The organism is Paeniglutamicibacter kerguelensis, assembly GCF_017876535.1.
GTDB classification, from domain to species: domain Bacteria; phylum Actinomycetota; class Actinomycetes; order Actinomycetales; family Micrococcaceae; genus Paeniglutamicibacter; species Paeniglutamicibacter kerguelensis.
Genome location: NZ_JAGIOF010000001.1, coordinates 3,736,790 through 3,762,511 on the forward strand (window position 1 = coordinate 3,736,790; position 25,722 = coordinate 3,762,511).

Here is a 25,722-nt window from a genome sequence, read left to right on the forward strand (position 1 = left end):
TCAAGGTAGTGGTGAGTGGCGGAGGGCGCTAAAGCATCGTCGGTACGACGAGTGCACCCACCAGTAGCAGTGGGCCGACAACCACCATTGACAGTCCCCAGCGGGTCAATAGCTGGTTGATCCGGGGCCGTTCCTCTTCGTCGACGGTTGCCACCAGGGTTGCGCCGACCGTCGAGAACGGGGAGACGTCCACGATCGAGGAGCAAACGCCGAGTGCCGCGATGACCGCCCATCCGGCGATGTCGCCCGAGGCGACCAGCGGGATTGCCAGGGGAACCAGCGCCGCCAGCATGCCGGTGGTCGACGCGAACGCCGAGACCAGGCCGCCGATCAGGCAAATGACAAGTGCCGCGATCAGGGGCGTGCCGATCTGGCTTGCAGCGTCGCCCAGCATGTCCACGGCGCCCATCTTCTGCAGGACGCCCACGAAGGTGATGATTCCTCCGACCATCAGCACCGTCGACCAGTCGATCTTGGTGACGGCGGTCTTGCCGGTCTTCGGGTCGACGAGTGTCATGACCGCTGCGAAGGCAAAGCACAGGACGCCAATGTCCGGGTTGCGGTCGAACACTGCCAAGGCAATGACGCTTGCCACCAGGCCGGCCATGCACAAGACGGTGACGAGCTGGGTGGCGTTCATCTTGGCGCGCGGCTCAACCGGGACATCGACGGTCTCAAGGACCTGGACGCCGGCCTGCGCCGCCTGGCGACTGCGTTCGGTCAGGCCCTCGCGTTCGAACGGGTGGGCCGGCAGCGGCTTCCTGTTGCTGAAGCGCGGCATGGCGGCGTTGCCCAGGCCGCCGGTCTTCTGCGAGCGGAGCAATCCGAAGCCGCCGAACATCACGTACGCGGCGAAGAGCAGTATCAGGTTGGCGCCGAGTGCCACGCCGAAGAGAACCAGCGGGTTCAGGTCGATGCCGACCGAGTGGGCGGTGCCGTAGGTGACGATTCCGAAGAGGCTGGTGGGTGCAAAGCCGCCTGCGCTCAGGCCGCAGCCAATCGCCAGGCCCATGAGCATCCTGTCGATTCCGTACTTTTTGGCCAGCGGCATTCCGATGGGAGTCATGACCAAACCCGCAAGTGGAGATCCCATGGCGGAGATGCCGGCAGTGAGCGCGAAGAAGACCGCCGGGAGGATGAAGGCGTTGTCGCCCACCTTGGCGATGGCGGCTTCGATGATCCGATCCACCGTCCCGTTCGCCTGGGCGATCGCGAAGAAGTAGGTGACGCCCACCAGCAACACGAGGATGGAGATCGGGAAACCGTCGATCACCTCGCTGAGCTTCATATCGGCCAGCCAGATACCGACTCCCGCTGCTGCGGCGAACATGATGACGCCCAGGTGGACCTTGCGCAGGGTTGCCAGCGCGAAAATCCCCACGAAGATCAATAGAGCAAGAACTTGAGAAAGCATGCTTAACCTTTCACAACAGCGGGAATGGTTCATCCAGTGAACCAACGGTTCATTTCTGGAATGTGGATGTAAGCTATATCACAACCCGTGGTTGGTCAAGGAAAGATCGGTAAACATCTAAATGAGTACGCAGAGCGTGGTGACGGCAATCAAAGTCATCGAGACGATTTCGTTGCACCAGCCCATCGGGCTCTCGGATATTGCCAAACAGCTGGATTCATCGAAGGCAACGGTTCTGCGCATGCTCAGCACCCTGAAGGAGCTGAATTGGGTCGCACAGAGCGAGTCGAGAGATGCGGCCTGGTCATTGACCATCCACGCCTACGCCGTCACCGCGAGGGCAAGCATAGGCGCAAATCTCCGCGATGTGGCCATCGGTCCAATGAACGGCCTGCAGCTGGACACGCAGGAAACCGTTCACTTGTGTGTCCCCGATGGCGACGCATTGGTCGTGGTTGAACGCCTCGATACGCCACACGTCCTGCGGGCCTTCCTGGCTCTGGGTACCCAGATTCCACTCCACGCCTCGGCGACCGGATTGGCATTTCTCGCAGCGTCTTCGGATGCATATGTGCACGACATCCTGGGCGGCTCACTCGAGAAGGTCAGCGACCAAACGAAAACCCAACCCAGTAGCGTTTGGCAGCTCATCAGGGAATCCCGGGAACGCGGTTATTCGATCAACGCAGAGGGGCTGAGCAGTGGAATCACGTCGGTGGGAGCGGCAATCGTCAGCTCCGCCGGAAAGCCCCTCGGCTGCGTGTCGATTTCCGGGCCTTCCAGCCGAATCGTCGCTGCGAAGTTTGAAGATTATGGCACCGCGGTGGCGAGGACTGCCCGTGAAATCAGTGACCTACTGGGACAACGCTCATTGGGCGGAGCGGGGCGCGTTCGCCATTAAGGTGGACAACGAACTGGCAGCCAAGGCCGTTTTTGCCTTAGCGCGCCACGGCGTTGGCCGAAGTGAATACGTTGACAGGCATTTCGCGCTGCAATTTCCATGTAATTGCGATCGGATTGGAACCTTGGTGCTTGACGTAGTCGACTGCACCCAAACAGGTGAAGGGCACAACCATCCCGTCAGCATCCTTGGCAACGTCGCGTGTGAAAAGCAGGATGTGTGAATCGTGGTCCTTGCGGTTCAAGTAGCGTCGGCCAGTCGGGCTGGTTGGTGACGTTGCGTTCTGCGACTCCCAGTGGAAAAGACGCGGGCTGATCGCATAGTCCTTGTAGAGCGTGTTGGGATTGTGAACGGACTCGTCCTTGTCCAACGTCACGAAGAGAGCATCGGCACTCGCCTGTGAGCACCAGGCAACGCCCTCGCGGTGATTGACCCCCTTGCCTTGTTCCAAGGAACCATATTCAAGCGCCGCGAGCACCTCGGATCGCCGATACGTGGCGTGGGAGTACAGCGGAACCTGCTGCAATCCCAGCGGCAGCCCCTTCGGCGCGTGCGGGCTTCGAGCCACTCCACGCGCGAATGCAGCAAGCAGCTCCTGAACCAGGTACCCATTGGCACGAATACGATCTAGCCCGTCGTCGTAGGTGGCAAAGCCTCCGCCGTTGTCCCAGAACGTGAAGAACAGCATGCGCGCGAATACCTGTTTCCGATCCCCCAGTTCCGCATAGCGTGGGGCGTCCGTAGAGAGCAGGTCGGAATATGCCTCGGCACGCTCGGCATCATCAACGTGAAGGAAACCCGTGACCCGCTTGAGCAGGTCCCGCTCTTCGTCCTGCTGGGCGACGCCGAACTCAACCAGGTTTTCCTCCCATGGCGAGCGCGCGGAGACCAGTCCTGCCCGGCGAATCAGATCTGTCCAGGAAGCCCCCGTTTTGCGGTAGATGTCCTTGACGTCCCGGCCGGATTCTTCAAGATAGTCGTCCAGTCCAAGCAACCCATGCGACCTGATCTCACGAACCAGCGCTGGCTTGTTGAGCTTGAGTTGGGAACGAATGTTATCCAACACGATGGTGCGCGCCACCCGGTCAAGCATGAGTTGGCATCCGGAGGGCAGCCCGGGCGCACCGTCATCAATGATGCGTTCCAGCTTCTTGCGTGGAACATCCAGCAAGGCGCGGTACTTGACGTCAAAACGGAACTCCCGGCGTTGTTGCCCGATGAAGTCCAGCACGGTGAGCACTGCCTTGTCGTCGGCTCGACGGAGTCCACGACCGAGCTGCTGGAGGAAAATGGTCGAGCTCTGGGTCGGACGCAGCAGGAGGATCGTGTCGATCTCCGGCACGTCGAGTCCCTCGTTGAAGAGGTCGACGGCGAAGATGCAGTTCAGTTCACTGGCACGCAGCTTGGCCAGCGCTTCCTCGCGTTCCTCGGTGCTCGAGTTTCCCGAAACCGCCGCCGAAGGGATGCCAGCCTCGTTGAAGACCTTCGCCATGTAGTTTGCGTGTTGGACCGAGACACAGAAACCCAGCGCTCGCATCATGGAGGTGCTGAGCACCTTGTCGCGAAGTTCGTTGATGATCTTCAGCGCACGCATGTCGTTGCCGGTGTACACGTTGCTCAGCTGCTCCAGGTCGTAGGACCCTCGCTTCCACTCAATGGCGCTGAGGTCGACGTCGTCCGCCACCCCGAAGTAGTGGAAGGGAACCAGCAAGTCGGCGTCGAGTGCGTCCCACAGCCGCAGCTCCGAGGCAATGCGACCATCGAAGAAGGTATCCGCCACATTGATGCCGTCGCCGCGTTCGGGTGTTGCCGTGAGTCCTAGTAATTCGCTCGGCAACAGGTGTTCAATGAGCTTGCGGTACGAGGTCGCCTCGGCATGATGGAATTCGTCGATCACCACGACGTCGAAGGCTTGTTGGTCGATTTTGGAGAGTCCAAGTGCTGCCAAGGACTGGACGCTGGCAAACACGTGTTTCCACGCCACAGGCCTTTGCCCATCGACGAACATCTCGCCAAAGGATCCCTTGCCCAAGACCTTGCGATACGTTTTCATGGATTGCTCAAGGATTTCCTTGCGGTGTGCCACAAACAAGAGCGTGAGCTGCTGTCCAGCCGCTTCGCACAGTCGTTTGTAGTCCAGCGCTGCCAGGACTGTCTTGCCGGTCCCAGTTGCGGCAACCACGAGATTGCGATGCTCGTTGCGGTTGGTCCGGGCTGCGTCGAGCTCTTCGAGCATCTCCTTCTGGTGAAGCAACGGAAGCACTTCAAGCCCGGTGGATCCGAGCATCCGCTCCGCCGTCGTTCCACCGGCACGTTTCAACGCCGAATCCAGCCGCTCTGCATCCGTATCGGGATCGTAAGGAACGAAGGCGTCGTCTTCCCAATAGCTGTCGAAGGTCAGCGCGAACTTTTGCAGTAGTCCTGGCGTCGCCGCACCCGAGAGCCGGACATTCCATTCGAGGCCGTCAAGCAGCGCCGGCCTGCTGAGGTTGGAGCTTCCAACGTACGCGGTATCAAATCCCGAATTGCGGTGGAACATCCATGCCTTCGCGTGAAGTCTCGTCGCATTCGTCTCGTAGTTGATGCGGACTTCTGCACCGAAACGGCGAACCAATTCGTCGATGGCATGGCGTTGGGTGGCGCCCATGTAGGTCGTAGTGATGACCCGTATCGGAATGCCATGGTCCTTGATCGCCTCAAGCGACTCCGAAAGCAGTCTCAGCCCTTCCCATTTGATAAAGGCGCACAACAGGTCAACACGATCCGCTGAGGAAAGTTCGGCCCGTAGTTCAGCGGCCAGCTGCGGGTCTTCGCGACTGTTCGTAAGCAAGGCTGCAGAACTCAATGAGGTTTGCGGGCGTTTGAACGACCGAACACGAACACCATTGTCGCGTTGCAGCTCCATGAGCTTCTGAGGCCCAGGAAGCACGTCTTCAGCGTGCCCGACAAGGTCAAGCAGCTGATTGGTCAGCGTAATCATTTGATCAGCTTCGAGCACACTCAACCGTGCTTCAATCGCGTGTCCGAGGAAACGAGCCAGTTCGCCCGGTGCGTTTTCGACCGCGACCGATTCCACGGACCACTTGTAGCCGTTAAGGGGCTCAAGCCTCTCTGCCAGACGATCGGTCAGCAAGCTCTCAAAAATTCCTTCACCCAAGTCGAACTCGCTATTTACTCCGGGAGTGTCCATCCTGCCAGGCTACTAGAAATAGGCTTCAGCTCGCGGTCCCGCAACAATTCATGGACAGCCCAACGTTTCCCGAGTTTCGAGGTAGGAGTCATTTTGGGCAGACACACATCTTCAAATCTAGTTACTTGCGCAGATGAAACCGCAGCTGAGTTCTTTATGAGGATCCCCCACCGCGACACCCGGGCACCAAAAATCCGGCCTTCAAAAACATTGAAAATTCAAGGAACCCGGATTCGCGTATACCCAGCCCGCAAAACCGTCCCGGTCAGGTGACACAAACGCTACACTCGAGACATGTCACCGCACCTGGTCGGGTACGCCCGCGTCTCCACCAACCAACAAGACCTCAGCTCCCAGCAAGCCGGCCTCAAGGCCCTCGGCGTCCCGGACGACCTGGTCTACGTCGACCACGGCCTCACCGGACGCAACCGCGAACGCCCCGGACTCCAACAAGCCCTCGCCGCCTGCCGCGCCGGCGACACCCTGGTGGTCACCAAGCTCGACCGCCTCGCCCGTTCCCTGCCCGACGCCCGCGACATCGTCGAGGACCTCACCAAGCGCAACGTCAAGCTCAGCCTCGGCGGCTCCATCCACGACCCCACCGACCCCGTCGGCAAACTCCTCTTCAACGTCCTGGCCATGGTCGCCGAATTCGAATCCGACCTCATCCGCGCCCGCACCCGCGAAGGCATGCAAATCGCCAAGGCCAAGGGAAAGCTCCGCGGCAAGCAGCCCAAGCTCTCGAAGGCCCAGGAAAAGCACCTCGTCGCCCTCCACCGCGGAGGCCAGCACACCAGCGCGGAAATCGCCGAGCTGTTCGGGGTCGCCCGGAGTACGGTGTACCGCATCGTGCAACGGACACCATCGAAAGTGCTGAAATTTCCTAATAGCGACTACGAGGACAGTCCCAGCACGTGAGGATGCAAACCAAAATGCAGAACACCAGGGTCAAGTTCCCCGACTGGACCTTGACCGGGGAACCTGAACAACCGGTATACCTGTGCGACTTTCCTCCCAATTCACCGACAAAAATGTTTTTCGGATGGATAGCCATAAAACGTCGACAAACTGCACGGAGTTGGCATAAAAATTCTCTTTGCATTCACCCCGGCAACTCACGGTCGAGTTAATGCTCTATTGACTCCAGTATTCGCGCCCACATAGGTAAATGAAGGCTATTGTCTTCGAGGCGTTGTATAACCTTTTGAGGTTGATTAAGCGATTCAACTGCATCGTTGAACCTTCGATAGTCCGCTAGCAATCGTCCAGTCACATCGGCTGTCGACAATTGCGACCATTCTTGGATTTCCCGCGCACGCGCATAAACCGAATGCCGCATAAGGGAATGGTATTCCAGCGAAATTGGGGACTTCGATTCGCATTCCAGGCAAGCGCATGCGACGAGATCGGGAAACTGTTCGTAGAGGATCTGGGCGATGTCCACTGACACATAACGATGCAGAATAGAAAGATAGAATCGAGCGGGCGGTGCCCCTGACGAAGGCAACTCGACCCAGTTACGATGTTCCCCAAACCCAATCCCGTGAGAAGCCCCCGTCAAACCGAATCGAGCAAAAAGAACGGCCAGGAATCCGCCGTACAATGCAAAAACGCTTTGCCCCCTCGCGGCCGCGGCCTTAATTGCCTCGCCGTAGTCAACCAAATCCCGTTCTGATCCAACTCGAAATTCATCTAAGTCACTGACCCAAGCAACGATCTCGCGATCATCAACTTGCGCGGCAAGTTCCGACCATACGCGGGGAGACTCGGCCGCAATAACGCGACGAAGCAAACCTAATTCCTCGACATGCCTGGCCTCGATTACGGTTGCTTCCCAAATAGCATTAGAAACCTGCGCCCAACCATCGTCGGCTTGCTTCGCCATTAGATACGGAGGCAAGACGAACAACGGACGCTCCTTATCTTCCGATAATATCTTCTCGCCTAAACGTTTCGCATATTTATCAAATGTTTTTGATTGAACATTATCAAAATTAATATTAAACTTCAGCCAATTTATGGCAATAGTTTTAATTATATCTTTGGTAAAATCGGAAGGGGTCACCCCTCCGTCCTTCAATAGAACATGGGAAACACCCAAAATTTCAGCCAACATTTGGTGTGATTTTTTTGGCTTCTTTAGCTTATTTTGAAAAAGCGGAAAACGAGAATCGATTACGTAAGGCTCTTTAGATCGCGCCGAAAGTGTCAGAACAAAACCTTTGGTTCCTTCAGACTGAAAAGCAGCGATAGTACCAGGCACGATAAGGCCATTAAACGAATCTTTCAACTCTCTCATTGTTGCTTGATCAGTTGAGCCGTAACTTAAGTAGTGCTGAAAACTATTAAACATTCATTTCTCCAACTAACTTGAGTCTTACGACTGACCGATCTCGTGCAGTTCGATCGCAGGAAGGGGTTCCTGGAGTCACCAGGATTTTTGCTTGGTCACCAATGATCGTAATCACACCTACCCCGAAGCGCGACGCATCGTTGAGGCTAGAATCGCGCGGGGTTCTGCCAATTACAATCCATGATCTATCGAAAGTTTGGCGGTTATATACCGCTTGTTCCAGCACGCGTCCAAAGTCATCCAGTTTGAGTTCAAACGCACTGAGCACGCCGCTCTTTGTCAAAGCCGCTAAATCTACCCGTCGACCACTAACTGGAAATTCGCGCACCAAGACGGTGTCTCCTCGAAGCCATCTTCGCGCCCTCAGAAAGTCTACGAGTATGGGCATCATGCGGGACTCACCTCTCGTATCAAACGCGGCGTCATGACGGGCAAACGCGATCATCGCGTTCCTCGGATTTCAACAGTCTCGGGCACTACTCCATCCTCAATTCCTTGCTGGATACGTTGATCTAAGAACGCAAACCAAAGGAAAACCAATACAAGTAATGTGGCAACAATTGCAGTCATGACTATTAATGTCATCCACTGCATTTTATCACTGTAATTTAGCCAATAACTCATTGTAGCTGTTCCGCAAAATATCGGAAAGGCTAATAGTGAATATTTTATAATACTACATGAGACTAATAAATATTTTAGATTCTTTGAAATGCTTTGGCGTTCTTTTATCAGCTTAATACTCTTCTGGGCTGGCTTGATTGCGGAGCTGGGTTCTGCAATAACAGTCAATGGATCAAAGAGGGCATCGTGAAGCGGGAGTATCAAATTTATTTCTTCTCGCAGTTGCTCTAAGGCGCCGAAGGCGTTTTCGGTAAGCCCCGCGAACGCAATCCTAACTTTGGTAGTCAGGCGTTCCCTATTCTTTTCCCTCATGTGAACAGCACTGACGAACCCCCCGATGCCAAATATGGTCAGGACTACCCCAAGGCTCAGAACAAGATCCATATTTGGAATATCACGAGCTACTAATTCAGTTAACTGAGTAAGACTAGGCACGATCACCTAGCACTTCATCCCTGATAATGGATTTTGTTGTGAAATTATCATATTTCATATATACATAACGTATTAATTGACGTAAGGGTAAATTGACAAACTGATTCTTGAAGTCTCGGAGCTCATCTAGAGCATCTTTCGATAATTCTCCGCTGAGCGCGTTGAAGTATCGCCATCCTCGATCGGTCAACTGAAAGTCTCTGGTGGAGTACGGGTCGGGATTTAACCCGATCCCTTCTCGCTGTTCCCAGGAGTCGGTAGTATCAGATGATTCCTTTGAGGAGTCCAGCAGTAATCCTGCGGCACCAAGTGTATCCACTGCTTGATATATTTTTTGAGAAAATGGGCCGAAGTTGTACGCTTCGAAATCAGCATCTTGGTCAAGCCAATTCTTGCTATTCGTTTCTCGTTCAAGTAGGAATATGAGTTTTTCGAGCCTGGTAATGCCGCTCAAAGATCCGCCCGGGTTCTTCGGTGAACCTGAACCGATGAGAAGAATTATTGCATCATCGATTTCAATTGGATCACTCATTTTACCTTCCTTATTATATATAAACATCTTTGAAACTTACTGATTTATTATAATCAGATTCACTCGTCTTATTCGCAGACAAAAAGAGAATTAAATTCTTTTTCTGTATTCACGACGGACGCCTAGAGCGCAGTACTGGTAGTGATACCAGTAGGGTAATTCTAGGGCCTTTATCGTGTTTTTCCGATCTTCCTCTTGTCCGTGCGACTCAGGCGCTGAGACCATTCAGCCCACAGTCCTATAATCTTCCCATAGCAAGTTGTACGGAATTATGCCAGCACGTCCCGACCTTTTCTAAAGATTTCTGAGTGCGCGTCTGCACGACGCCCAGAATATGCAAGCGGATCGTGGTGTAGCTGAACCGCGCTGCATTTGATGTTGATGACCTAGGCGAACAAGCCCTGCAGGTGCTTCTCGAGACAAGTCCGGGTCGCCTCTGACCTCCGGTACCTTCTTCACGTTCCATTCCAATCTATTGAGTTCACTGATTACTTAAAATCTCAGATTCTTACCTGTCTCCAACGTCGGATTGGCTCGAAATGGCATGTCCTGTGTTTCGACTCGTTGAGGTTTCGGTGGATGTTTCAGGTTGACGATTCCTCGGCTTGCCATTCATCTCACGAGAACAACCAAAATCACCCCCCATCTTCTTTGGCCTATAGGACCGCTCCCTGGGAATCCAGGGCTACTGCCATCAGGGAAGATTTGTGCGGATCAATGCCAATGATGGTCATGTTGCCTACCTTGTTCGATTCAAAGAGATGACTCCCGAGGCGGGCATCCTGACTTCAAGAGATTGGTCATTCCTCTGTCGAACCACACCCAGGGCAGGCGCTGGTTGGCGCGGCACACTGTTAGTGAGCCAATCTCATTCAAGATGGCAAGGGGTACGAGGTCCTATGCCAACCAACACCAACACCAACACCAACACCACTACGAGGCTGTAGGCCTCGAAGCATCGGCCAACTCCAGTAAACATAAGTCAGCGTTTTGTCACCCAGTCGTCCAGCACGGTTGCAAACACTACGCTCACTCTCGCTTCGGCCCGACGCCTTAGCCGGCTCCCCCATCGCGCCCAATGGACCATAGGCTTCCCGTGCTGGTCAATGATCAGACGAATTGAGTATACACAATGGTTCTTTTATGAGAACCTTTATGTATGGATTCTGTGACAACGAGGGAAGCGGCCGACCGCCTGGGCATCAGCGATGTCGCGGTGCGCAAGATGCTGCGCACGGGCCGGCTCACCGGCGCGGGCACCGCCGGCCGCACCCTGCTCATCGACCCCGCTTCCCTGCAGCGGGTTGCCGATTCCGGCAAACATGCCGGCAGGCTGTGGAGCCCCAAGACGGCATGGGCGGCCCTGTGCCTGCTCTCCGGGCAGAAAACACCATGGATCAGCGCGGCGGAAAAATACCGCCTGAAGACCCGATTGGGTGAAATCCGTGCCGAGGACGTGCACCTGCTGGCCAGGAACCGCGCCGCGGTGAAGCGCTACCGGGCAACCCCGGCGGCCGTGGACCTGCTCCGCCCACGGCTCATGCCGACCGCGGGTTCGGCGATGCACGATGAGGAAACGGCCGCACGCTTCGGTCTCTCCGGCGGCGGCGGGTTTGCCGAGGGCTATGCAACGGCCGGGGATGGCGAGAAGTTTGCCACCGCACTGGGCATGGTCGAGGACCCCAACGGCAACGTGGTGATCCGTGAAACGGCCCTCGCCGAACCGTTCAATTCCGGCCGAACCCCCCTGGCCGCGGTCGCGGTGGACCTGATGGATTCCCTGTCCACCCGGGAACGCTCCGCAGGCATCCGCGTCCTCGAGGAACTGCTCCATGGCTGAACCAACAAGCCTGGACCGGGACGGGGACCGCCCCACCTGGGAAGCCCCCACGCCTCCGGGCGGATGGGGCTCGCCCTGGCCGCAGTGCCTCGAGCTGGCCCGGGCGCTGCCCGCCAGCAAATGGACCCTGGTCGGCGGACTCATGGTGCAGTTGCACGCCGCCGTCGCGGGAATGGACGTCACCCGGCCGACCTCCGACGTCGACATCATCCTGCATGTCGAAACGGGCTCGGTTACCGCCGGCGAACTCACCGAAACGTTGCGCACGCTCGGATACAGCCTGCAGGCCTCGATCGATGGCGACGCCCCGGCCCACCGCTTCGTGCGGGGCACCGAGCAGATCGATGTCATGGTCGCCGACCACGGGGTGGCCAAGCCGCCGCTGTTCCTGGGCCGGCGGGAGGTGTTCCGGGTCCCCGCCGGGACACAGGCCCTGCAGCGAACCGTCTACTGCAGCATCGACACCGGCGAGGGAGCCGTGAGGGTCAGCATCCCCAACACGCTTGGCGCGCTGGTCCTGAAGGGGGCGGCCTATAGGGAGGACTCCCGCGACGGGCGCCGCCACCTGGACGATGCGGCGGTGCTGACTGCCACGCTCAAGGACCCGCTCGGGCTGGTGCCGGAATTGAAGGGCAGCGATCGCAGCCGGATCATCACCCTGCACCGGGCCTTGGCCGACCCGTTGTTTCCGTCCTGGCTCATGCTGGAGGAAAAGGACCGGACCCACGGCCAGGACGCCCTGCGCATCCTGGCCACCAACCCGCAGGACTTCGCGCTCCCGACGGGGTTGCCCGGCGGGTTGGGACCGAACACCGGGCACTAGCTGGATCGGGTACCCGAACAAATGCATAACTCGCTTGGAATTATGCGTTGAATGCCAGCCGGAAACGTTTCGGAATTCATGCGTGACACTGTACGAAGCATGAATTCCGGGATAACGGCACATCGGTCTCGCCGAAAAGGGCTTCCGGAAGAAAGGCACCGCCTTCGATCGCAGAAGTGCGATTGCCACCCAAGCATCAGCACGGCACCAGCCTGGGATCTCATAAAAGGCCCGGTCGGTGTTCCTTGCGAAGGATGGGCGTCAGACACGTTGTTGGGACGGTCAAATTTGCTTCCACCAGTGAATCCTGCGCCCTATTAACTTGTCACTCCGTTCCAGTCGACGGTCTCATCAAACCATCCTTTGATGCGATGGAAAACAGACCCCAAAAAACGATGTCACGCGTTTTCCTGGCGCCTACCCCGACGCAACGGGTGTAAATATTCCCGAAGGAGCCAACAACTACCCCTGGATTCCGGGTATCCAGATTTGAGCGGATGATGCATTAATCATCCATCCAATGAGCATTTCAGGAAAATACGTGGCAACCCGAGGCAAGGCGAAGCGCCTGGAAGCCGGAGACATCTAACGGCTGAGCGCACCCGCGCAACCAAAAGCAGGGGTCCCTGCCACGAATCGCGCCATCAATCTTGTAACCCCATAGGCCCGCGTCATCTACGTATTTTGGGCCGCCGAAATCCTCCCCTTGGGTAGGCTTGTTTGCACTCATCAAACGCCCATTTTGGAGAAACATGATCAGGAAAATCACTACGCTGGCCGCCACAGCAACTCTGGTCGCTGGCGCTCTCGTCGGAGCCTCGGCGCCGGCCCACGCCGCGGCAAACAACATCTACAAACAATGCACCGATATCAATGACCGCAAACTGACCCCGAGGATCCTGGAGAGCACAGATTTCATCAACTGCAGGAACATTGCCGATGTGTCACCCCTGTCAGCTGCGAAGAACCTGCGGTGGCTCAACCTTCTCGGTGACGACAAAACGCTGAAGATCACCGGCATGTCCAAGCTCAAGGATCTTGGCATCACCACCCTGCACATGGGGATTGGCGTAAGCGACCCGACATTTGCCTTTGTGAAGGATTTCCCGCGACTTACGGCGCTGAGCACCGGGACGACCACGGTCTCCTCGCTCGAGCACATCGCCACACTTGAGGATCTTGATCGGTTGTCGATGGCAACCAGTAAACCGCATGACCTTAGCAGTTTGGCCAGTGACGAAAAGCTGACTTCCCTAGCGCTGGACGTTGGCCGTTCAACTGTCGATATGGAATCCATCGCGGCACTCCCGAGCCTGGAAAGACTCACGCTGTTCAGTGACAACGCGCCGTCGCTGGAGCCTTTGCGGAAGTCAACCTCCCTGGCGGTCGTCGAAGTCCACACCGAGACGCTCACGAAATTGAAGAAGGGACAAACCTACAAGATCCCTGCTGAGATACGCAACAGATACGGTGCCTTTACCGCGCGCGCCGCTATCGGATGGAATCCCGGAACCAAGAACGTCCGCTCCGTGTCGTCCAACGGTACAGGCATGGCTGCCCTCTCCGCCGGGAAGGAAAGCAAGCTAGGACAGTTCTGGGTGACCAACACTATTTCCCTGATACTCCATACGCCGGGCAAGATCGATTTCACGAAGCCCACCGTGTCGAAGAAGACCGCCCGCAAGGGACAAACGGTGCGAGCTACCGCCGCCCGTGACAAACAGTCCCACAGCTGGAACCCCGTGATTTCCAAGTGCAGCTACCAGTGGCAGCGGAACACCAAGAACATCAAGGGAGCCACCAAACTTACGTACAAGGCTGCCCGCGCCGATGTCGGAAAGACCCTGCGCCTGAAGACCACCTGCCACCCGGTCGCCGAGGTCAAGGACTCCTTCGGATTCAGCGCAAACACCAAGTACTCGGGAGCGGTGAAGGTCCGCAAGTAGACTCCGGTTTTGCTCAACATTGGGGCGAGCGTACCAATTCATATCGGTAAGCTCGCCCCAGCGAGTTTCCTTACCCGCAATCTCAGCGCTCCAGACGACAACGGTTTCACCGCCAGAAGTCGGCTGCACTCGCCCCCAGGCTCGGGAATCCCAATGCCGGCGGCTTCGACCCTCCCACGGTCTATTGAGAGGCCGGACCCGTTCCAGTCAGAGGAAGAGCAACCGGATTGTCATCGGAGGAACTCTCGTATGGAGGTATCCGCCGCTCGCTGTCGCAGGGACGTCGCTCTGGATCATTTCAAATAGCCATATGCGCCGTTGTCAGCGTGGAGCCCGAAGCGCCCCGCCAATCATCCCTCTCGCACAATGGCGGCAGGATTTCAGGTACCCTTCAACCAGCTTTGATTCGCAACTGATACGAGGGTCTTGCGGATCGAAAGCGTCAATTTGAAAGGCCGCAGAACATGACGTCCAACGTTTCATCCCCGGGAGAGGTATGGCTATTTGCCTCCAACGCCGCAAACTTCGACGCAGAAGAAGCATTCACCACTCAAGACGAGATCTGGTGGTCAGAGACGACGAACGCACATGTGCAGCTCGGTGACACGGTCTTCCTGTATGCCACCAAGCCAACGCAGGCGCTGACCCACCAGTGCATCGTGACCGAGACGGGACTCCCGGACGGGAAGAGCTCCTGGACCAACAAAGCTGCCCGCAAGGCGCGTGTGCACAAGACCTGGATGGCTCTTCAGCTGGTACGCGTGCTAGACAGCAACGAACGGAGGCTCCTGGGTCTCTCCGCGATGGAAAACGCCGGACTACCGGGCCCGGTCCGAGGGCGACGCCGCGCGTCGCAGGGAATCCTGGACCTCTTGGGTCAAGTCCTTCTTGCCCCCACGACGCCCCCCGTGGAGGACAGCGCAGCGGAGAGGTACCCCACCGAAAAACTATTGGTCCGGAAATTCGCAGATCGCATGGATCAGGGAGACTATTCCGTTTCGGACCTGGAGACAAGCTCGCCAGACCGCTATGCGAACCAAAAAACCAGAGGAAGCGCCCAGAGAGCTTTCGCCAACCGCGTGAAGTCCGACTATGGGTACGCGTGCGCACTGACTGGAATCAATACCCCGCACTTCCTCGTTGCCTCACATATTGTGCCGTGGAGTGAAGATCACACCATCCGATTGGATCCCACAAATGGTATCTGCCTGTCGACGCTGGTAGACCGCGCCTTCGAAGACGGATATCTGCGGATTGCACCCGACGGGGTAGTCCACGTGAACCACAGTAAAGTCGGCGCTGACCAGGCACTCGCCCAAGAACTTATGCCCTACGACGGAGTCAAGCTGCGCAAACCCACCAAATTTCCGCCCAACCCGAAGTGGCTCCAACGCCGCTGGAATGCCGGAGCGAAGTCAAGTATCCACCCCGGCCCTTAAAGTCAGGCCCTCCCCACAGTCGGGATCGGGGTCTTGGTAGTAACGGCGGGAAATTGAACGCTAAGCTCGCGGCGTCAGGTTGAGGTCGGGCCGATGGCGGCGCGGTGGTCTGCGATAACGGTGCGGACGGGCCCGATCTGGAGGGGAACAGTGGTTGGCGCCAAGGAATCTGTTTGGGCGGCATGGTTCAGGTGTTGCCGGTGGGCAGGTGGCGGTAAATGGATGCACGGGAGACTCCCAGTGCTTTGGCGATCTGCGTGTGGCTTTCCCCGTTGGCGCGTCTGGCTCGGGCGGCTGCGAGGGTATCGGCATCCATGACGGTGGGGCGGCCGCCGGTGCGGCCTTGGGCACGGGCTGCGGCCAGGCCGGCCATGGTCCGTTCACGGATCATGTCGCGCTCGAGTTCGGCGAACGCGGCCATCATGACGAAGAAGAATTTCCCTTCCCCGGTCGGGCTGTAGGTTCCCGTCAGGGTTCCGGTGAGCATGCGCAGGCCGACTCCCAGGTCGTGGAGGCCTTCGGCGATGGTCCGTACTTCCTTCACCGACCGGCCGAGACGGTCCAATTTCCATACGCACAAGGTGTCCGTTGGCCGGAGGTGGTCGAGGGCTTCAACGAGCTCCGGGCGGGCGGTGGCGCGGCTGGAGATTTTGTCTTCGAAGATCCGGCCGCATCCGGCGGTTTCGAGGGCGTCCCGTTGGAGTTGGGAGTCTTGTCCGTTGGTGGAGACGCGGGCGTAGCCGATGAGATTGATGTCATTTTCTCTAAGGCGTCTGCACCAAACAGCAACGGCTATTGCGTCGGAGCCCCCGCAGCGACTGTTGCCGGCACCCACCGATAGAGGGTGGGCACGGAGACTCCGAGGGTGTCCGGACCATCGGTACAGCGGTTGGCGCTAAGCACGTGATCGTAGTTCTTCCTGGCTGCGGGCCTTCGGGTGCGGGTGAGGTTGAAGACGCTCGCGGAGGTCGACCCCTTCGGGCATGCGTCGTTCAGAAGCACACTGCACTCCCCTGGGGCACCAGGGATCACTGGCTCTTGACGGATCCGGAGTCTTGTCCGAGGTGGCGGTAGAGCGTCGCGCGACTCCATCCGACCAAGCGTGCCGCGTCTTCCGCGGTGCGTCCCTTCGCACGGGCCTCCTTCGCGATCGCGAGCTTGTCCGCGATCACCGTGGGATCGGAGGGCGGCCGGCCGAAACGGGTGCCGTTTTGCCGGGCCGCGGCGATCCCGGCGTTGACGCGCTCCACGATCAGCTCGCGCTCGTACTCGGCCAGGGAGGCCAGTAGGTTCAGCATCATCCGCCCGGTCGAGGTCGCCGGGTCGATCCCGTCCGAAATGGAGCGGACGTTCACGCCGCGTTCGCGCAGCAGGTTCACGGTGTTCAGGACATCGATCAGGGACCTCCCCAGCCGGTCGACCCGCCAAACGACCACGGTGTCGCCGGACTCGGCATACTCCAGGAGCTTCTTCATCCCGGGGCGCTCGATCGCGGTCCTGCTGCCGGAGGTGACGTCGGCAAACACGTCCCGTTTCTGCACCCCGTCCTTGACCAGCGCGTCGAGCTGCAGCTGCGCGTCCTGGCTCGAGGTGCTCACCCGCGTGTATCCCAAATGTCTCACCCCGCCATTTTGACTCAGAAATCCCTTGATGCCAACCGCGCGAGACGTTTTACGGTGGGACGACTTTTCGAGACATATTGCGCCCCGTCACCCCGGGCCAGTGTATTTATGGATCGGGATCCGTATCAATGTCTCATAAAGCTTCAGATTTATGAGACGGGCTCGCGGGGCATGACTGAAATGCGAACGCCACGGAACGCCACTCCCGGCAACTTCGGCGGTCGGCCCCAGAGGCCGTCGGTGCGGGCCCCGTTGACCGAGCATCATGTCATTGATCAGAAAATTTGGATATCATCAGTAGATGCTGATCAATCAAAATGTTCCGGCGGACACCTGCGGCCTGGATCCCGCGACCGCCCTGTTCCGTTCCCTCGGCGATCCGGTTCGCCTGAAAATCGTCAAGCGCATGGCCAGCGGCGAGGTGCGGGTCGGAGACCTCACCCGCGAGCTCGGCCTGCCCCAATCGACGGTGTCCATGCACGTGGCCTGCCTGCGAGACTGCGGCCTGGTCGAAGGACGCTCCGAAGGCCGCAGCGTCTACTACTCGCTGTCCCGTCCGGAACTGATGGACATGCTCGCCCAGGCCGAGATCCTGCTCGCCGCCACCGGCAACGCGGTCAGCCTGTGCCCGAACTACGGCCCCGACGGCACCACCGCCCCGATGGTTGAAAAGGAGAACGCCCGATGAGCGACGCCTGCGGCTGCAGCGACGAAAAAACCGAAACCGGTGAAGCCGAGGAGCCGTTGGGCTTCTGGCAGGTGACCGAGGTGCGGGCGGCCGCCGTGGCCGGCGTGCTGCTGTTGGCGGCATGGATCACCTCGCTGGCCGGAGGCCCCCGGGTCGTGACGCTGCCGCTGGAACTCGGCGCGCTGCTGGTTGCGGCCTGGACGTTCGTGCCCTCCACGCTCCGGCGCCTGTTCAAGGGCAAAATCGGGGTCGGCACACTGATGACGATCGCCGCAATCGGCGCCGTCGCCCTTGGCCAGTTCGAGGAAGCGGCCATGCTGGCGTTCCTGTATGCGATTTCCGAAGGTCTGGAAGAATACTCGCTGGCCAAAACCCGGCGCGGCCTGCGGGCACTGCTGGACCTGGTCCCGGCCGAGGCCAGGGTCCTGCGCAACGGGACCGAGACGGTTGTTTCCCCGACGGACCTTGTCCCCGGGGACCGCATGGTCGTCCGCCCCGGGGAACGCCTGGCCACCGACGGACGAATCGTCCTTGGTCGCACCTCGCTGGACACCTCGGCACTCACCGGCGAATCAGTCCCCGTCGAGGCCGGCCCCGGCTCCGAGGTCTACGCCGGGTCCATCAACGGCACCGGCCCGCTGGAAGTTGAAGTGACCAGCACCGCGGAGAACAACTCGCTGGCCAAGATCGTACACATCGTCGAGGCCGAGCAATCGCGCAAGGGACCGGGACAGCGACTGGCCGACTCCATCGCCAAGAAACTGGTCCCCGGCATCCTGATCGCCGCCGCCCTGATCATCGCCTTCGGCTTCATCGTCGGGGAACCCGTGCTCTGGTTTGAACGCGCCCTGGTCGTGCTGGTCGCGGCATCCCCCTGCGCGCTGGCCATCTCCGTGCCCGTCACCGTCGTGGCCTCGGTGGGTGCCGCCAGCCGGATCGGGGTGCTCATCAAGGGCGGCGGGGCGCTGGAAACCCTCGGCAAGATCCGCACCATCGCCCTGGACAAGACCGGGACCCTGACCCGGAACAAGCCCTCCGTGATCGAGGTCCTCGGCACCCCCACCACCACCCGCGAACAGGTCCTGGCCCTCGCGGCCGGGCTGGAGGCCCGCAGCGAACACCCGCTCGCCCGCGCGATCCTCGCCTCGACCACCGAACGGGCCTCGGTCACCGACGTGGACACGGTTCCCGGAGCTGGCCTGGAGGGGCTGCTTGATGGCAGGGTCATCCGGCTCGGACGCCCCGGATGGATCGAGGCCGGTTCCCTGGCCCCGGACATCGAGCGGATGCAACACGCCGGAGCCACCGCGGTGCTCATCGAGGACAACGGAGCGGTCATCGGCGCCATCGGCGTCCGCGACGAGCTGCGCCCCGAAGCCCGCGAGGTCATCGCCAGGCTCACGGCCTCCGGATACACCACGGCCATGCTCACCGGGGACAACCTCATCACCGCAACGGCCCTGGGCAAGGCCGCGGGAATCACCGAGATCCACGCGGACCTGCGCCCCGAGGACAAGGCGGAAATCATCCGCACACTCAAGTCGCGCCAGCCCACCGCAATGGTCGGTGACGGCGTCAACGACGCCCCGGCGCTGGCCACCGCGGACACCGGCATCGCCATGGGCGCCATGGGCACCGACGTCGCCATCGAAACCGCGGACATCGCCCTGATGGGCGAGGACCTGCACCACCTGCCCCAGGTCCTTGACCACGCACGCAACACCCGGCGCATCATGCTCCAGAACGTGGGCCTGTCCCTGGCACTGATCGCGGTGCTGATCCCCTTGGCGCTCTTCGGGGTCCTGGGACTCGCCGCCGTGGTGCTCATCCACGAACTGGCCGAAATCGTCGTGATCGCCAACGGCGTGCGCGCCGGACGGCTCCGCCGCAAGACAGCGCTGCGGACCATCCAGCCGGCATCAGCCCTGGAGCCCGTGGCATGAGCGGCCAAACCACGGACCATATCGCGGCGCCGGGGCGACCGGCGCGCACTGCCCGTACCGTCATGATCCTGTGTGCCGCCGGGCTGGTCGCTATCGATCTGGCCGTCAAGGCGTTGGCCGAGGCGCTGCTTTCCACCGGTGAGACGATCGACCTGGGGCTGATGAATCTCCGGCTGCTCTACAACCCCGGCGTCGCATTCAGCTTTGGCGCGAACCTTCCCGGCTGGGTCGTCATCGCCGTCACCGGGCTGATCATCACGGCCATGGCCTGGTACTCGCTCACCACGGCCCCCGCCATGGGCCGGCTTTCCCGCACCGGCGCGACGCTGTTGCTCGGCGGGGCCGTCGGCAACTTCATTGACCGGCTCGACGGGCGCGGCGTCGTGGACTACCTGCACAGCGGCTGGTTCGCGACCTTCAACCTCGCCGATGTCTTCGTCACCACCGGAGTGGTGCTCTACGCCCTGGGCACACTTCGTTCTGCACCGCCACAACACGGCAAATGACCACCGGGTCCCGGGACACACCCGGGCAACTTACCTGACACGATCCGTTGGCCCCGACCCGGGCCAACGGATCACAACCATGCTGCTCGGCCCGCACCGCGGCCATCCAGCCCAATGAACGGAACACCCCGTGAACACCAATCCCCCGGCAACCGACCGCGCCCCGAAGAAGGCCAAGATCATCGTCTGGGCCCTGCTGGCCGCCGTCGTCGTGGCGGCAATCGTCGGCTATGTCGTTGCGCAGAACAACGCCAGGACCGCGGCCCACGAGGCCTCGGAAGCCTCCGCTTCCGTCACGGAGGCCCCGGTCGTTCGGGACAACAGCCGGGTGCTCTCCCAGGCGCCGAAGGAAAAGGCGGTCCTGGTGGAGTTCCTGGACTTCGAGTGCGAGTCCTGCGGCGCGTTCTACCCGATCATCGAGGAGCTGCGCGGCGAATATTCGGAAAACGTCACCTTCGTCCAGCGGTACTTCCCGCTGCCCGGGCACCTGAATTCCATGAATGCCGCCGTGGCGGTGGAGTCCGCGGCCGAACAGGGCGCCTACGAACCGATGTACAAGAAGATGTTCGAGACCCAGGCCCAGTGGGGCGAATCAGCGGACAACAAGAGTGCCGTCTTCCGCACCTACGCCGAAGACCTCGGCCTGGACATGGCCGCGTACGACCACGCCGTGGGCGACCCCTCCACCCAAGACCGCGTCAAGCTCGACATCGCAGACGGCAAGGCCCTGGGCGTCAGCGGAACCCCGACGTTCTTCCTCGAGGGAAAGATGCTCACGGTCCAGAGCCTGGAACAGTTCGTCGCCGCCATCGCAGAAGCCGCCGCAAACTAGCCCGCCGTCCCGAACCTGGAGAATACGCCATGACCACACCGGCCACCGACGATCCCGCAGCCGTTCCCCGGCACCCAAGCCCCGGCAGCCCACGCTTTGCCCGCCCGCGCACGTTCGGCTTCCTGCTATTGGCAACCGGGGCCGTGGGCTGGGTCGCCTCGGCCATCCTCGTCCTGGAGCGCCTGGCCCTGTTCAAGGATTCGGGCCACGTTACCAGCTGCGACGTGAACCCGTGGGTCTCCTGCGGGCGGGTCATGGGCACCTGGCAGTCGGAATTGTTCGGCTTACCCAACCCGCTGATCGGCATCGTCGCGTTCGCCGTGGTCCTGGCCACCGCCATGGTGGTCCTCTCCGGGGCCGCCCCGGGGCGCTGGTACTGGGCCGGGCTGCAGGCCGGGGTGACCCTGGGGACGGTGTTCGTCATCTGGCTCTGGAGCCAGGCCCTCTTTGAGATCTACATCCTGTGCCTGTACTGCATGGTGGTGTGGGCGGCGATGATCCCCCTGTTCCTCCTGCTCACGGTCCGCAACCTCGTCCACGGCGTCATACCCGCACCGCGGGCCGTGGTCCGGTTCGTTGCCGGCTGGGCCGGCACGCTCGTGGCCATCGCCTATGTCGCGGTCGCCGGATCCGTGTTCCTTCGATTCTTCCCGGCCTTCACCGGCGGATAGCCACCGGTCCCGAGGTACTCCCCGGGAGCGATGCGGCGAGCATCGTACCCCGCGGGTTCATCTTGCCGCGGTCGAAGGAACCTTTCATCAACAGCCGCCAGGCACCGCTGGAATCAGGGCATTTGGCGTTGAGATCCGCGGTCCCGATTGCCGTTCCCTACCCGGGACAGCGGCCCAAATGTCACAGGGATCCCGCGTTTACTGCGCTCCAGCGAGTTCTGGAGCTTGGAACTGCGACATTTATCGCTGCAAATAATGCGACATTTAGCGGGTTCTGGCACGAATTTCGTGAATGGTGCCGGTCAGAGCTCGATCTGCCCGGCTGCGGGGTCTTGCAGCGGTCTCAGCCCGTCGGGTGCGGGTGCGGTGAAGGCATAGCGGCCGAGCATGTTGATGTGCTGATCGGCCAACGGAGACAGGCGGGCAACGTCAACCTCGGAGATTTCCTGCCCGGCCTTGTGTAGCGCCGTGACGGCGGCGTCGGTGTAGCGGGTGTTCCATAGCACGACGGCGTTGAGCACGAGTCCGAGCGCGCCAAGTTGGTCTTCCTGGCCCTCGCGGTAGCGCTGGTAGATCTGCCCGCGCCGGCCGTGGAAGATCGCCCTGGCGAGGCGGTGCCGTGACTCCTGCACGGTGAGCTGGGTGTTGATCGAACGCCGGTAGGTCTCATCCGTCGGGTCGACCACGGCCAGCAGATGCAGGGTCTTGGCGATGCGCCCATACTCCGCGATCGCCGCCCCGAGCGGGTTCGGTGCCCCGTTGTCGCGGGTGAGCATGCGCAGCACGTCGTAGGCGCGTACCGTCCCAGTGACCAGCGAGGCGGCCACGCGGGCCATGTCGTCCCAGTGGTCGGTGATCTTCTCCAGACGGATCTTGTGCCGGGCGACGTCGTTCAGCGCCCCGTAGTCGCCCGGTGCCTGGCCCGGGAGCGTGGCGCGCCACAGCCGCTGGTCCGCGAGGTCGGCGATGCGTGGTGAGAACCGGTATCCGAGCAGGGTGAAGATCCCGAAGACCATGTCGGAGTAGGAGGCGGTGTCCGAAGCGACCATCTCGGGCTTCGGGCCGCCGTCGAGGTTGAGCATGGTGTCCAGCACGTACAGCGAGTCGCGCACCGTGCCGGGCACGACGACTCCGCCGATCCCGGCGACCTGGTCGTTGACCGCGTTGAACCAGGTCAGCCCGCGCCCGCGACCAAAGTACTTCGGGTTCGGAGCGGCGTTGATCGTGCGGACCGGCACCACGAACCGCAGCCCGTCGACCGAGGCCAGCAGCCCGCCGCCCCACGATGCGGCGATCGGCACGTCGGACTGCGCATCGATCAGGAGGGCGTTCGCGGCCGCGTGGGTCTCGGAGCGAACGTAGTTCGCGTCCACATGCCCCAACCGGTCCCGGGTCAGCGCCGGGTGTCCCTCGGCGAGAACCGGTGTCAGGCCGACGTTGCAGGCCTCGGCGATCAGGACCGCCGCGACCGAGACCGGCAAGTCACTCATTCGCGGGCCGGCGCCGGAGACGTGGGTGTAGGCGTGAAGGAACCCGGTCCAGGCGTGCACCTCGAGCAGGATCTCGGGCAAGTCCACCCGCGGCAGCATTCCGGCGACCCGTGCCCGCAACACCGTCAGGGACTCAGGTACATCGAGGGCATCCAGCGGCGCGGCCGACAGCTTGACCTTGCCACCCTCGGTCTCGGTCAGCCGCACGCTCGAGTCCGGGCCGGCCCCAACGATCGCGTCAGCAAGGCCTCGCCAGGCGACGTCCAGCAGTTCGACCTTGCCAGCCAGATGCTCGCTCACCGGGACATCCAGACTCAGTGACCGCAGCGCCGGCCCGCGAGCCGCGTCCCAAGCAGGACCATCGAGCAATTGGGCGCGCGGGTCGGCCCAGCGCGTCGAGACCGTGGCGAACACGTCCCGACGGCGCAGGTGCAAGCGGAGCTGTTCCAGCACGCACACGACCCAGGCGTCCCGGTCCACCTCGACCTCGTCGACGCGGCCGAACACCGCGGAGTGCCAGGCCGGCGGAATAAGCGCTTCGTCGATCTCCTCACGCCGCACCTTGCGCCGGCCCCGCAAAGCGTCCAGGCCGGCAAGCGCCTCGAGCAGGGGCTGGCCGGCGACGGTCGCACCCCACGGGATCGTAGTGGCCAACAGCCGCAGGAACGGTGCCACGGTCCGGAAGCGACGCGCCATCTGCTCGCGCATGGCGCCTTCGGTGCCGGAGCCCTCCGGCACAAGCTGGCCGACCGTCACCACGGCCTCGGCGATCTGGTCCCGCGCGGCGATCTGTTCCAATGCCGTCCAGGCTGCGGCGACGTCGACATGGTCACCGGAATCCTCAAGCACGCGAAGCAGCCGGGCTCCGACACGGGCCAGGACGCGCGAGGCCTTCGCCAGCTCGGGCAACTTCGCCAGCTGCTCCGCGGCCGCCGCACGCCGCGACGGGCCGAGCACCCTCGTGGTCATCAGCAGATCAAACAGGTCCAGCGCATCATCGACTGCGTTAGCCTCCAACGCCGTGACCGTCGCCACGAGCGTCGCTGTGCGTCGTGGTTCGGCCAAACGCCGCAACGACTGCGCCTTGGCCACGATCCCGTACCGGGCCAAGGCACGCACCCGCGCCGGTGGCACCGCCGACAGGTCAACCACCCCGGCCCCGAGCGCCCGCACCGCAGCGACCCTCCCCAGCGCTTTGTCCAGCTCCGGGCCCGAGACCCTCGTCGGACCCGCCCGCAACGCCTCCAGACGGCTCGCGCGGTCACCCTGGTCAGTCACGAGCAGCCCGCGCAACACCACCGGCAACCGCGGATCGACAGCGCTGGCCGCCGTCGCGACGACGCCGTACACCCCGGACTGCGCCGCCTCGCGCGCAGACTGCACCACCCGCACGAGCGTCGTCACCCCGGGAAGAAGCACACGCTCCCGACGAAGCCACGCCGTCGCAAGCTCGAAAAGAACAGTCGGACCCTCCCCGTGCGTCCACGCCCTCGAGTAGACGTACGCCGACAGGTCTTCCAGGACAGGCCCGACCAGGTCACGGTAGCCGTAAACAGCGCGGATCTCGCGGGCGTGCTCGTGAACCGTCGGTCGCCGCTGCATGTATTTCTTCACGATCGAGGGGTCCGCGATGCCGAGTCGGGCCGAAAGGTAATCGACAACACCCCACGGAACATCAAGCGGATCCGCAAGCAACACACCCAGGAATCGGAGCGTCCCAAGCTGCACGGCAAAGCCGAGCCGGTTGTGGTCTCCACGCCGCTTCGCGATCAACTCCAGATCGGCGTCGTCAAGATAGAAAAACCGCTCCAGATCAGCCCGCGACGGTTCACCCAGGAAGCGCCCGAACCCGCCCGCCTGCTCCTCGCTCAGAAACTCCACCGACACACACCAAGGCTACCGAACAGCACCAAGACCAGCTCAACGAGGCTTAGCGTTCAATTTCCCGCCGTTACCAGTACAAGACCCCTAATACGTACATGACGGCTTGAACCAGTGCTCGACGCTTTCTCCGATGAATCGTTGAACACGTGATTCCGGCTGTGCGGAGGGCAGCGAGAATGACCTGCAAGGGTGGTTCTAACACCGCTGGGGGTATACGGTGAATTGCAGAAGTTCCCAGGGCTCAGAGTGCCTGGACCACGTGATCAATCTGTGCTCAAGCGGTATTCCGGCGGGTACGCTGCCAGCGCACGGACGCAGGTATGCCGGAGGAAATGCGCGAGCAGGGCAGCGCCGTCGCCCAGAAAGCGGTGAGGATGAAACGAGGGACCTGGATAGATTCTTTCAGTCATTTGCCTACGGGCAACCGGTGAGAATCCAAGCCTAAGGAGAACCGCGAAGTCCTACACCCGTACCGTCACCGTCCCAGTGGGATGGGATGAAGCCGTCCGGCGGACACGCGGGGCCCTTGCTTCCCGGGGGTTCTGGATTCAGTCCGAAATTGACGTCCGGGCTACGTTTACAGTCAAGC

General features: G+C 60.8%; 20 protein-coding genes. 11 read left to right on the plus strand and 9 right to left on the minus strand.

The features are described from left to right. Positions 1-28 precede the first annotated feature (28 nt). Complete coding sequence (locus tag JOF47_RS16980; RefSeq protein ID WP_210000580.1) at positions 29-1,414, minus strand: SLC13 family permease; 1,386 nt, start codon at positions 1,412-1,414, stop codon at positions 29-31. Between the two features lie 121 nt (positions 1,415-1,535). Here JOF47_RS16980 and JOF47_RS16985 point away from each other — a divergent pair, with 121 nt between their 5' ends. Then, positions 1,536-2,315, plus strand: coding sequence for an IclR family transcriptional regulator (locus tag JOF47_RS16985; protein ID WP_210000583.1), 780 nt, complete (start codon positions 1,536-1,538; stop codon positions 2,313-2,315). Between the two features lie 37 nt (positions 2,316-2,352). On the opposite strand, the gene JOF47_RS16990 is transcribed toward JOF47_RS16985, so the two are convergent. Continuing rightward, on the minus strand, positions 2,353-5,505 hold the full coding sequence (locus JOF47_RS16990) for a DEAD/DEAH box helicase (protein WP_210000585.1): 3,153 nt from the start codon (positions 5,503-5,505) through the stop codon (positions 2,353-2,355). Positions 5,506-5,799: 294 nt separating this feature from the next. Here JOF47_RS16990 and JOF47_RS16995 point away from each other — a divergent pair, with 294 nt between their 5' ends. Then, positions 5,800-6,423, plus strand: a complete 624-nt coding sequence (locus tag JOF47_RS16995; protein ID WP_210000588.1) for a recombinase family protein — start codon at positions 5,800-5,802, stop codon at positions 6,421-6,423. Positions 6,424-6,631: 208 nt separating this feature from the next. On the opposite strand, the gene JOF47_RS17000 is transcribed toward JOF47_RS16995, so the two are convergent. The 4 genes from JOF47_RS17000 to JOF47_RS17015 all read right to left on the minus strand — a co-directional run bounded on the left by JOF47_RS17000 (position 6,632) and on the right by JOF47_RS17015 (position 9,449). After that, a complete protein-coding gene (locus JOF47_RS17000) occupies positions 6,632-7,858 on the minus strand; it encodes a hypothetical protein (RefSeq protein ID WP_210000590.1) in 1,227 nt (408 codons plus the stop codon). Beyond that, positions 7,851-8,186, minus strand: coding sequence for a hypothetical protein (locus JOF47_RS17005; RefSeq protein WP_210000593.1), 336 nt, complete (start codon positions 8,184-8,186; stop codon positions 7,851-7,853). The genes JOF47_RS17000 and JOF47_RS17005 overlap by 8 nt, the downstream gene beginning before the upstream one ends. A gap of 113 nt (positions 8,187-8,299) precedes the next feature. Continuing rightward, positions 8,300-8,917: a hypothetical protein gene (locus tag JOF47_RS17010; RefSeq protein ID WP_210000595.1), complete on the minus strand. Its 618-nt coding sequence runs from the start codon at positions 8,915-8,917 to the stop codon at positions 8,300-8,302. After that, positions 8,910-9,449 carry a hypothetical protein gene (locus JOF47_RS17015; RefSeq protein WP_210000599.1) on the minus strand — a complete coding sequence of 180 codons (540 nt, stop codon included), beginning with the start codon at positions 9,447-9,449 and terminating at the stop codon, positions 8,910-8,912. Before JOF47_RS17015 ends, JOF47_RS17010 begins: the two co-directional genes overlap by 8 nt. 1,159 nt (positions 9,450-10,608) lie before the next feature. Between JOF47_RS17015 and JOF47_RS17020 the strand changes: the two genes are divergently transcribed. The 4 genes from JOF47_RS17020 (at position 10,609) to JOF47_RS17035 (ending at position 15,497) form a co-directional block, all read left to right on the plus strand. Beyond that, complete coding sequence (locus JOF47_RS17020; protein WP_210000601.1) at positions 10,609-11,289, plus strand: helix-turn-helix domain-containing protein; 681 nt, start codon at positions 10,609-10,611, stop codon at positions 11,287-11,289. Then, complete coding sequence (locus JOF47_RS17025; protein WP_210000602.1) at positions 11,282-12,112, plus strand: hypothetical protein; 831 nt, start codon at positions 11,282-11,284, stop codon at positions 12,110-12,112. Before JOF47_RS17020 ends, JOF47_RS17025 begins: the two co-directional genes overlap by 8 nt. A 716-nt stretch (positions 12,113-12,828) precedes the next feature. Then, positions 12,829-14,058 (plus strand): hypothetical protein, encoded by a 1,230-nt coding sequence (locus tag JOF47_RS17030; protein ID WP_210000603.1) that lies wholly within the window; start codon positions 12,829-12,831, stop codon positions 14,056-14,058. A gap of 464 nt (positions 14,059-14,522) precedes the next feature. Next, a complete protein-coding gene (locus JOF47_RS17035; RefSeq protein WP_210000604.1) occupies positions 14,523-15,497 on the plus strand; it encodes an HNH endonuclease in 975 nt (324 codons plus the stop codon). A 187-nt stretch (positions 15,498-15,684) separates the two neighbouring features. On the opposite strand, the gene JOF47_RS17040 is transcribed toward JOF47_RS17035, so the two are convergent. After that, positions 15,685-16,332, minus strand: coding sequence for a recombinase family protein (locus JOF47_RS17040; protein WP_342592824.1), 648 nt, complete (start codon positions 16,330-16,332; stop codon positions 15,685-15,687). A 193-nt stretch (positions 16,333-16,525) separates the two neighbouring features. Continuing rightward, positions 16,526-17,119 (minus strand): recombinase family protein, encoded by a 594-nt coding sequence (locus JOF47_RS17045; RefSeq protein WP_210000605.1) that lies wholly within the window; start codon positions 17,117-17,119, stop codon positions 16,526-16,528. 301 nt (positions 17,120-17,420) lie between these two features. On the opposite strand from JOF47_RS17045, the gene JOF47_RS17050 reads away from it, so the two are divergent. From JOF47_RS17050 to JOF47_RS17070, 5 genes are all read left to right on the plus strand, one after another. Then, on the plus strand, positions 17,421-17,807 hold the full coding sequence (locus tag JOF47_RS17050) for an ArsR/SmtB family transcription factor (RefSeq protein WP_210000606.1): 387 nt from the start codon (positions 17,421-17,423) through the stop codon (positions 17,805-17,807). Continuing rightward, positions 17,804-19,750 (plus strand): heavy metal translocating P-type ATPase, encoded by a 1,947-nt coding sequence (locus tag JOF47_RS17055; protein WP_210000607.1) that lies wholly within the window; start codon positions 17,804-17,806, stop codon positions 19,748-19,750. Before JOF47_RS17050 ends, JOF47_RS17055 begins: the two co-directional genes overlap by 4 nt. Continuing rightward, positions 19,747-20,256 (plus strand): signal peptidase II, encoded by a 510-nt coding sequence (gene lspA, locus JOF47_RS17060; RefSeq protein ID WP_210000609.1) that lies wholly within the window; start codon positions 19,747-19,749, stop codon positions 20,254-20,256. Before JOF47_RS17055 ends, lspA begins: the two co-directional genes overlap by 4 nt. Positions 20,257-20,386: 130 nt before the next feature. Beyond that, entirely contained in the window at positions 20,387-21,088 is a 702-nt protein-coding gene (locus JOF47_RS17065) for a DsbA family protein (protein ID WP_210000611.1), read from the plus strand. Between the two features lie 29 nt (positions 21,089-21,117). Then, positions 21,118-21,759 carry a vitamin K epoxide reductase family protein gene (locus tag JOF47_RS17070; protein WP_210000614.1) on the plus strand — a complete coding sequence of 214 codons (642 nt, stop codon included), beginning with the start codon at positions 21,118-21,120 and terminating at the stop codon, positions 21,757-21,759. Between the two features lie 302 nt (positions 21,760-22,061). On the opposite strand, the gene JOF47_RS17075 is transcribed toward JOF47_RS17070, so the two are convergent. Then, entirely contained in the window at positions 22,062-25,136 is a 3,075-nt protein-coding gene (locus tag JOF47_RS17075) for a Tn3 family transposase (protein WP_210000617.1), read from the minus strand. Positions 25,137-25,722: the final 586 nt, after the last annotated feature.

Bases quoted from the DNA above. Each gene is read 5' to 3' on its own strand.
- JOF47_RS16985 (WP_210000583.1), top strand. From the start codon at position 1,536: ATGAGTACGCAGAGCGTGGTGACGGCAATCAAAGTCATCGAGACGATT.
- JOF47_RS17050 (WP_210000606.1), top strand. From the start codon at position 17,421: ATGCTGATCAATCAAAATGTTCCGGCGGACACCTGCGGCCTGGATCCC.
- JOF47_RS17070 (WP_210000614.1), top strand. From the start codon at position 21,118: ATGACCACACCGGCCACCGACGATCCCGCAGCCGTTCCCCGGCACCCA.
- JOF47_RS17035 (WP_210000604.1), top strand. From the start codon at position 14,523: ATGACGTCCAACGTTTCATCCCCGGGAGAGGTATGGCTATTTGCCTCC.
- JOF47_RS17055 (WP_210000607.1), top strand. From the start codon at position 17,804: ATGAGCGACGCCTGCGGCTGCAGCGACGAAAAAACCGAAACCGGTGAA.
- JOF47_RS16990 (WP_210000585.1), bottom strand. From the start codon at position 5,505: ATGGACACTCCCGGAGTAAATAGCGAGTTCGACTTGGGTGAAGGAATT.
- JOF47_RS17015 (WP_210000599.1), bottom strand. From the start codon at position 9,449: ATGAGTGATCCAATTGAAATCGATGATGCAATAATTCTTCTCATCGGT.
- JOF47_RS16995 (WP_210000588.1), top strand. From the start codon at position 5,800: ATGTCACCGCACCTGGTCGGGTACGCCCGCGTCTCCACCAACCAACAA.
- JOF47_RS17020 (WP_210000601.1), top strand. From the start codon at position 10,609: ATGGATTCTGTGACAACGAGGGAAGCGGCCGACCGCCTGGGCATCAGC.
- JOF47_RS17025 (WP_210000602.1), top strand. From the start codon at position 11,282: ATGGCTGAACCAACAAGCCTGGACCGGGACGGGGACCGCCCCACCTGG.
- JOF47_RS17000 (WP_210000590.1), bottom strand. From the start codon at position 7,858: ATGTTTAATAGTTTTCAGCACTACTTAAGTTACGGCTCAACTGATCAA.
- JOF47_RS16980 (WP_210000580.1), bottom strand. From the start codon at position 1,414: ATGCTTTCTCAAGTTCTTGCTCTATTGATCTTCGTGGGGATTTTCGCG.
- lspA (WP_210000609.1), top strand. From the start codon at position 19,747: ATGAGCGGCCAAACCACGGACCATATCGCGGCGCCGGGGCGACCGGCG.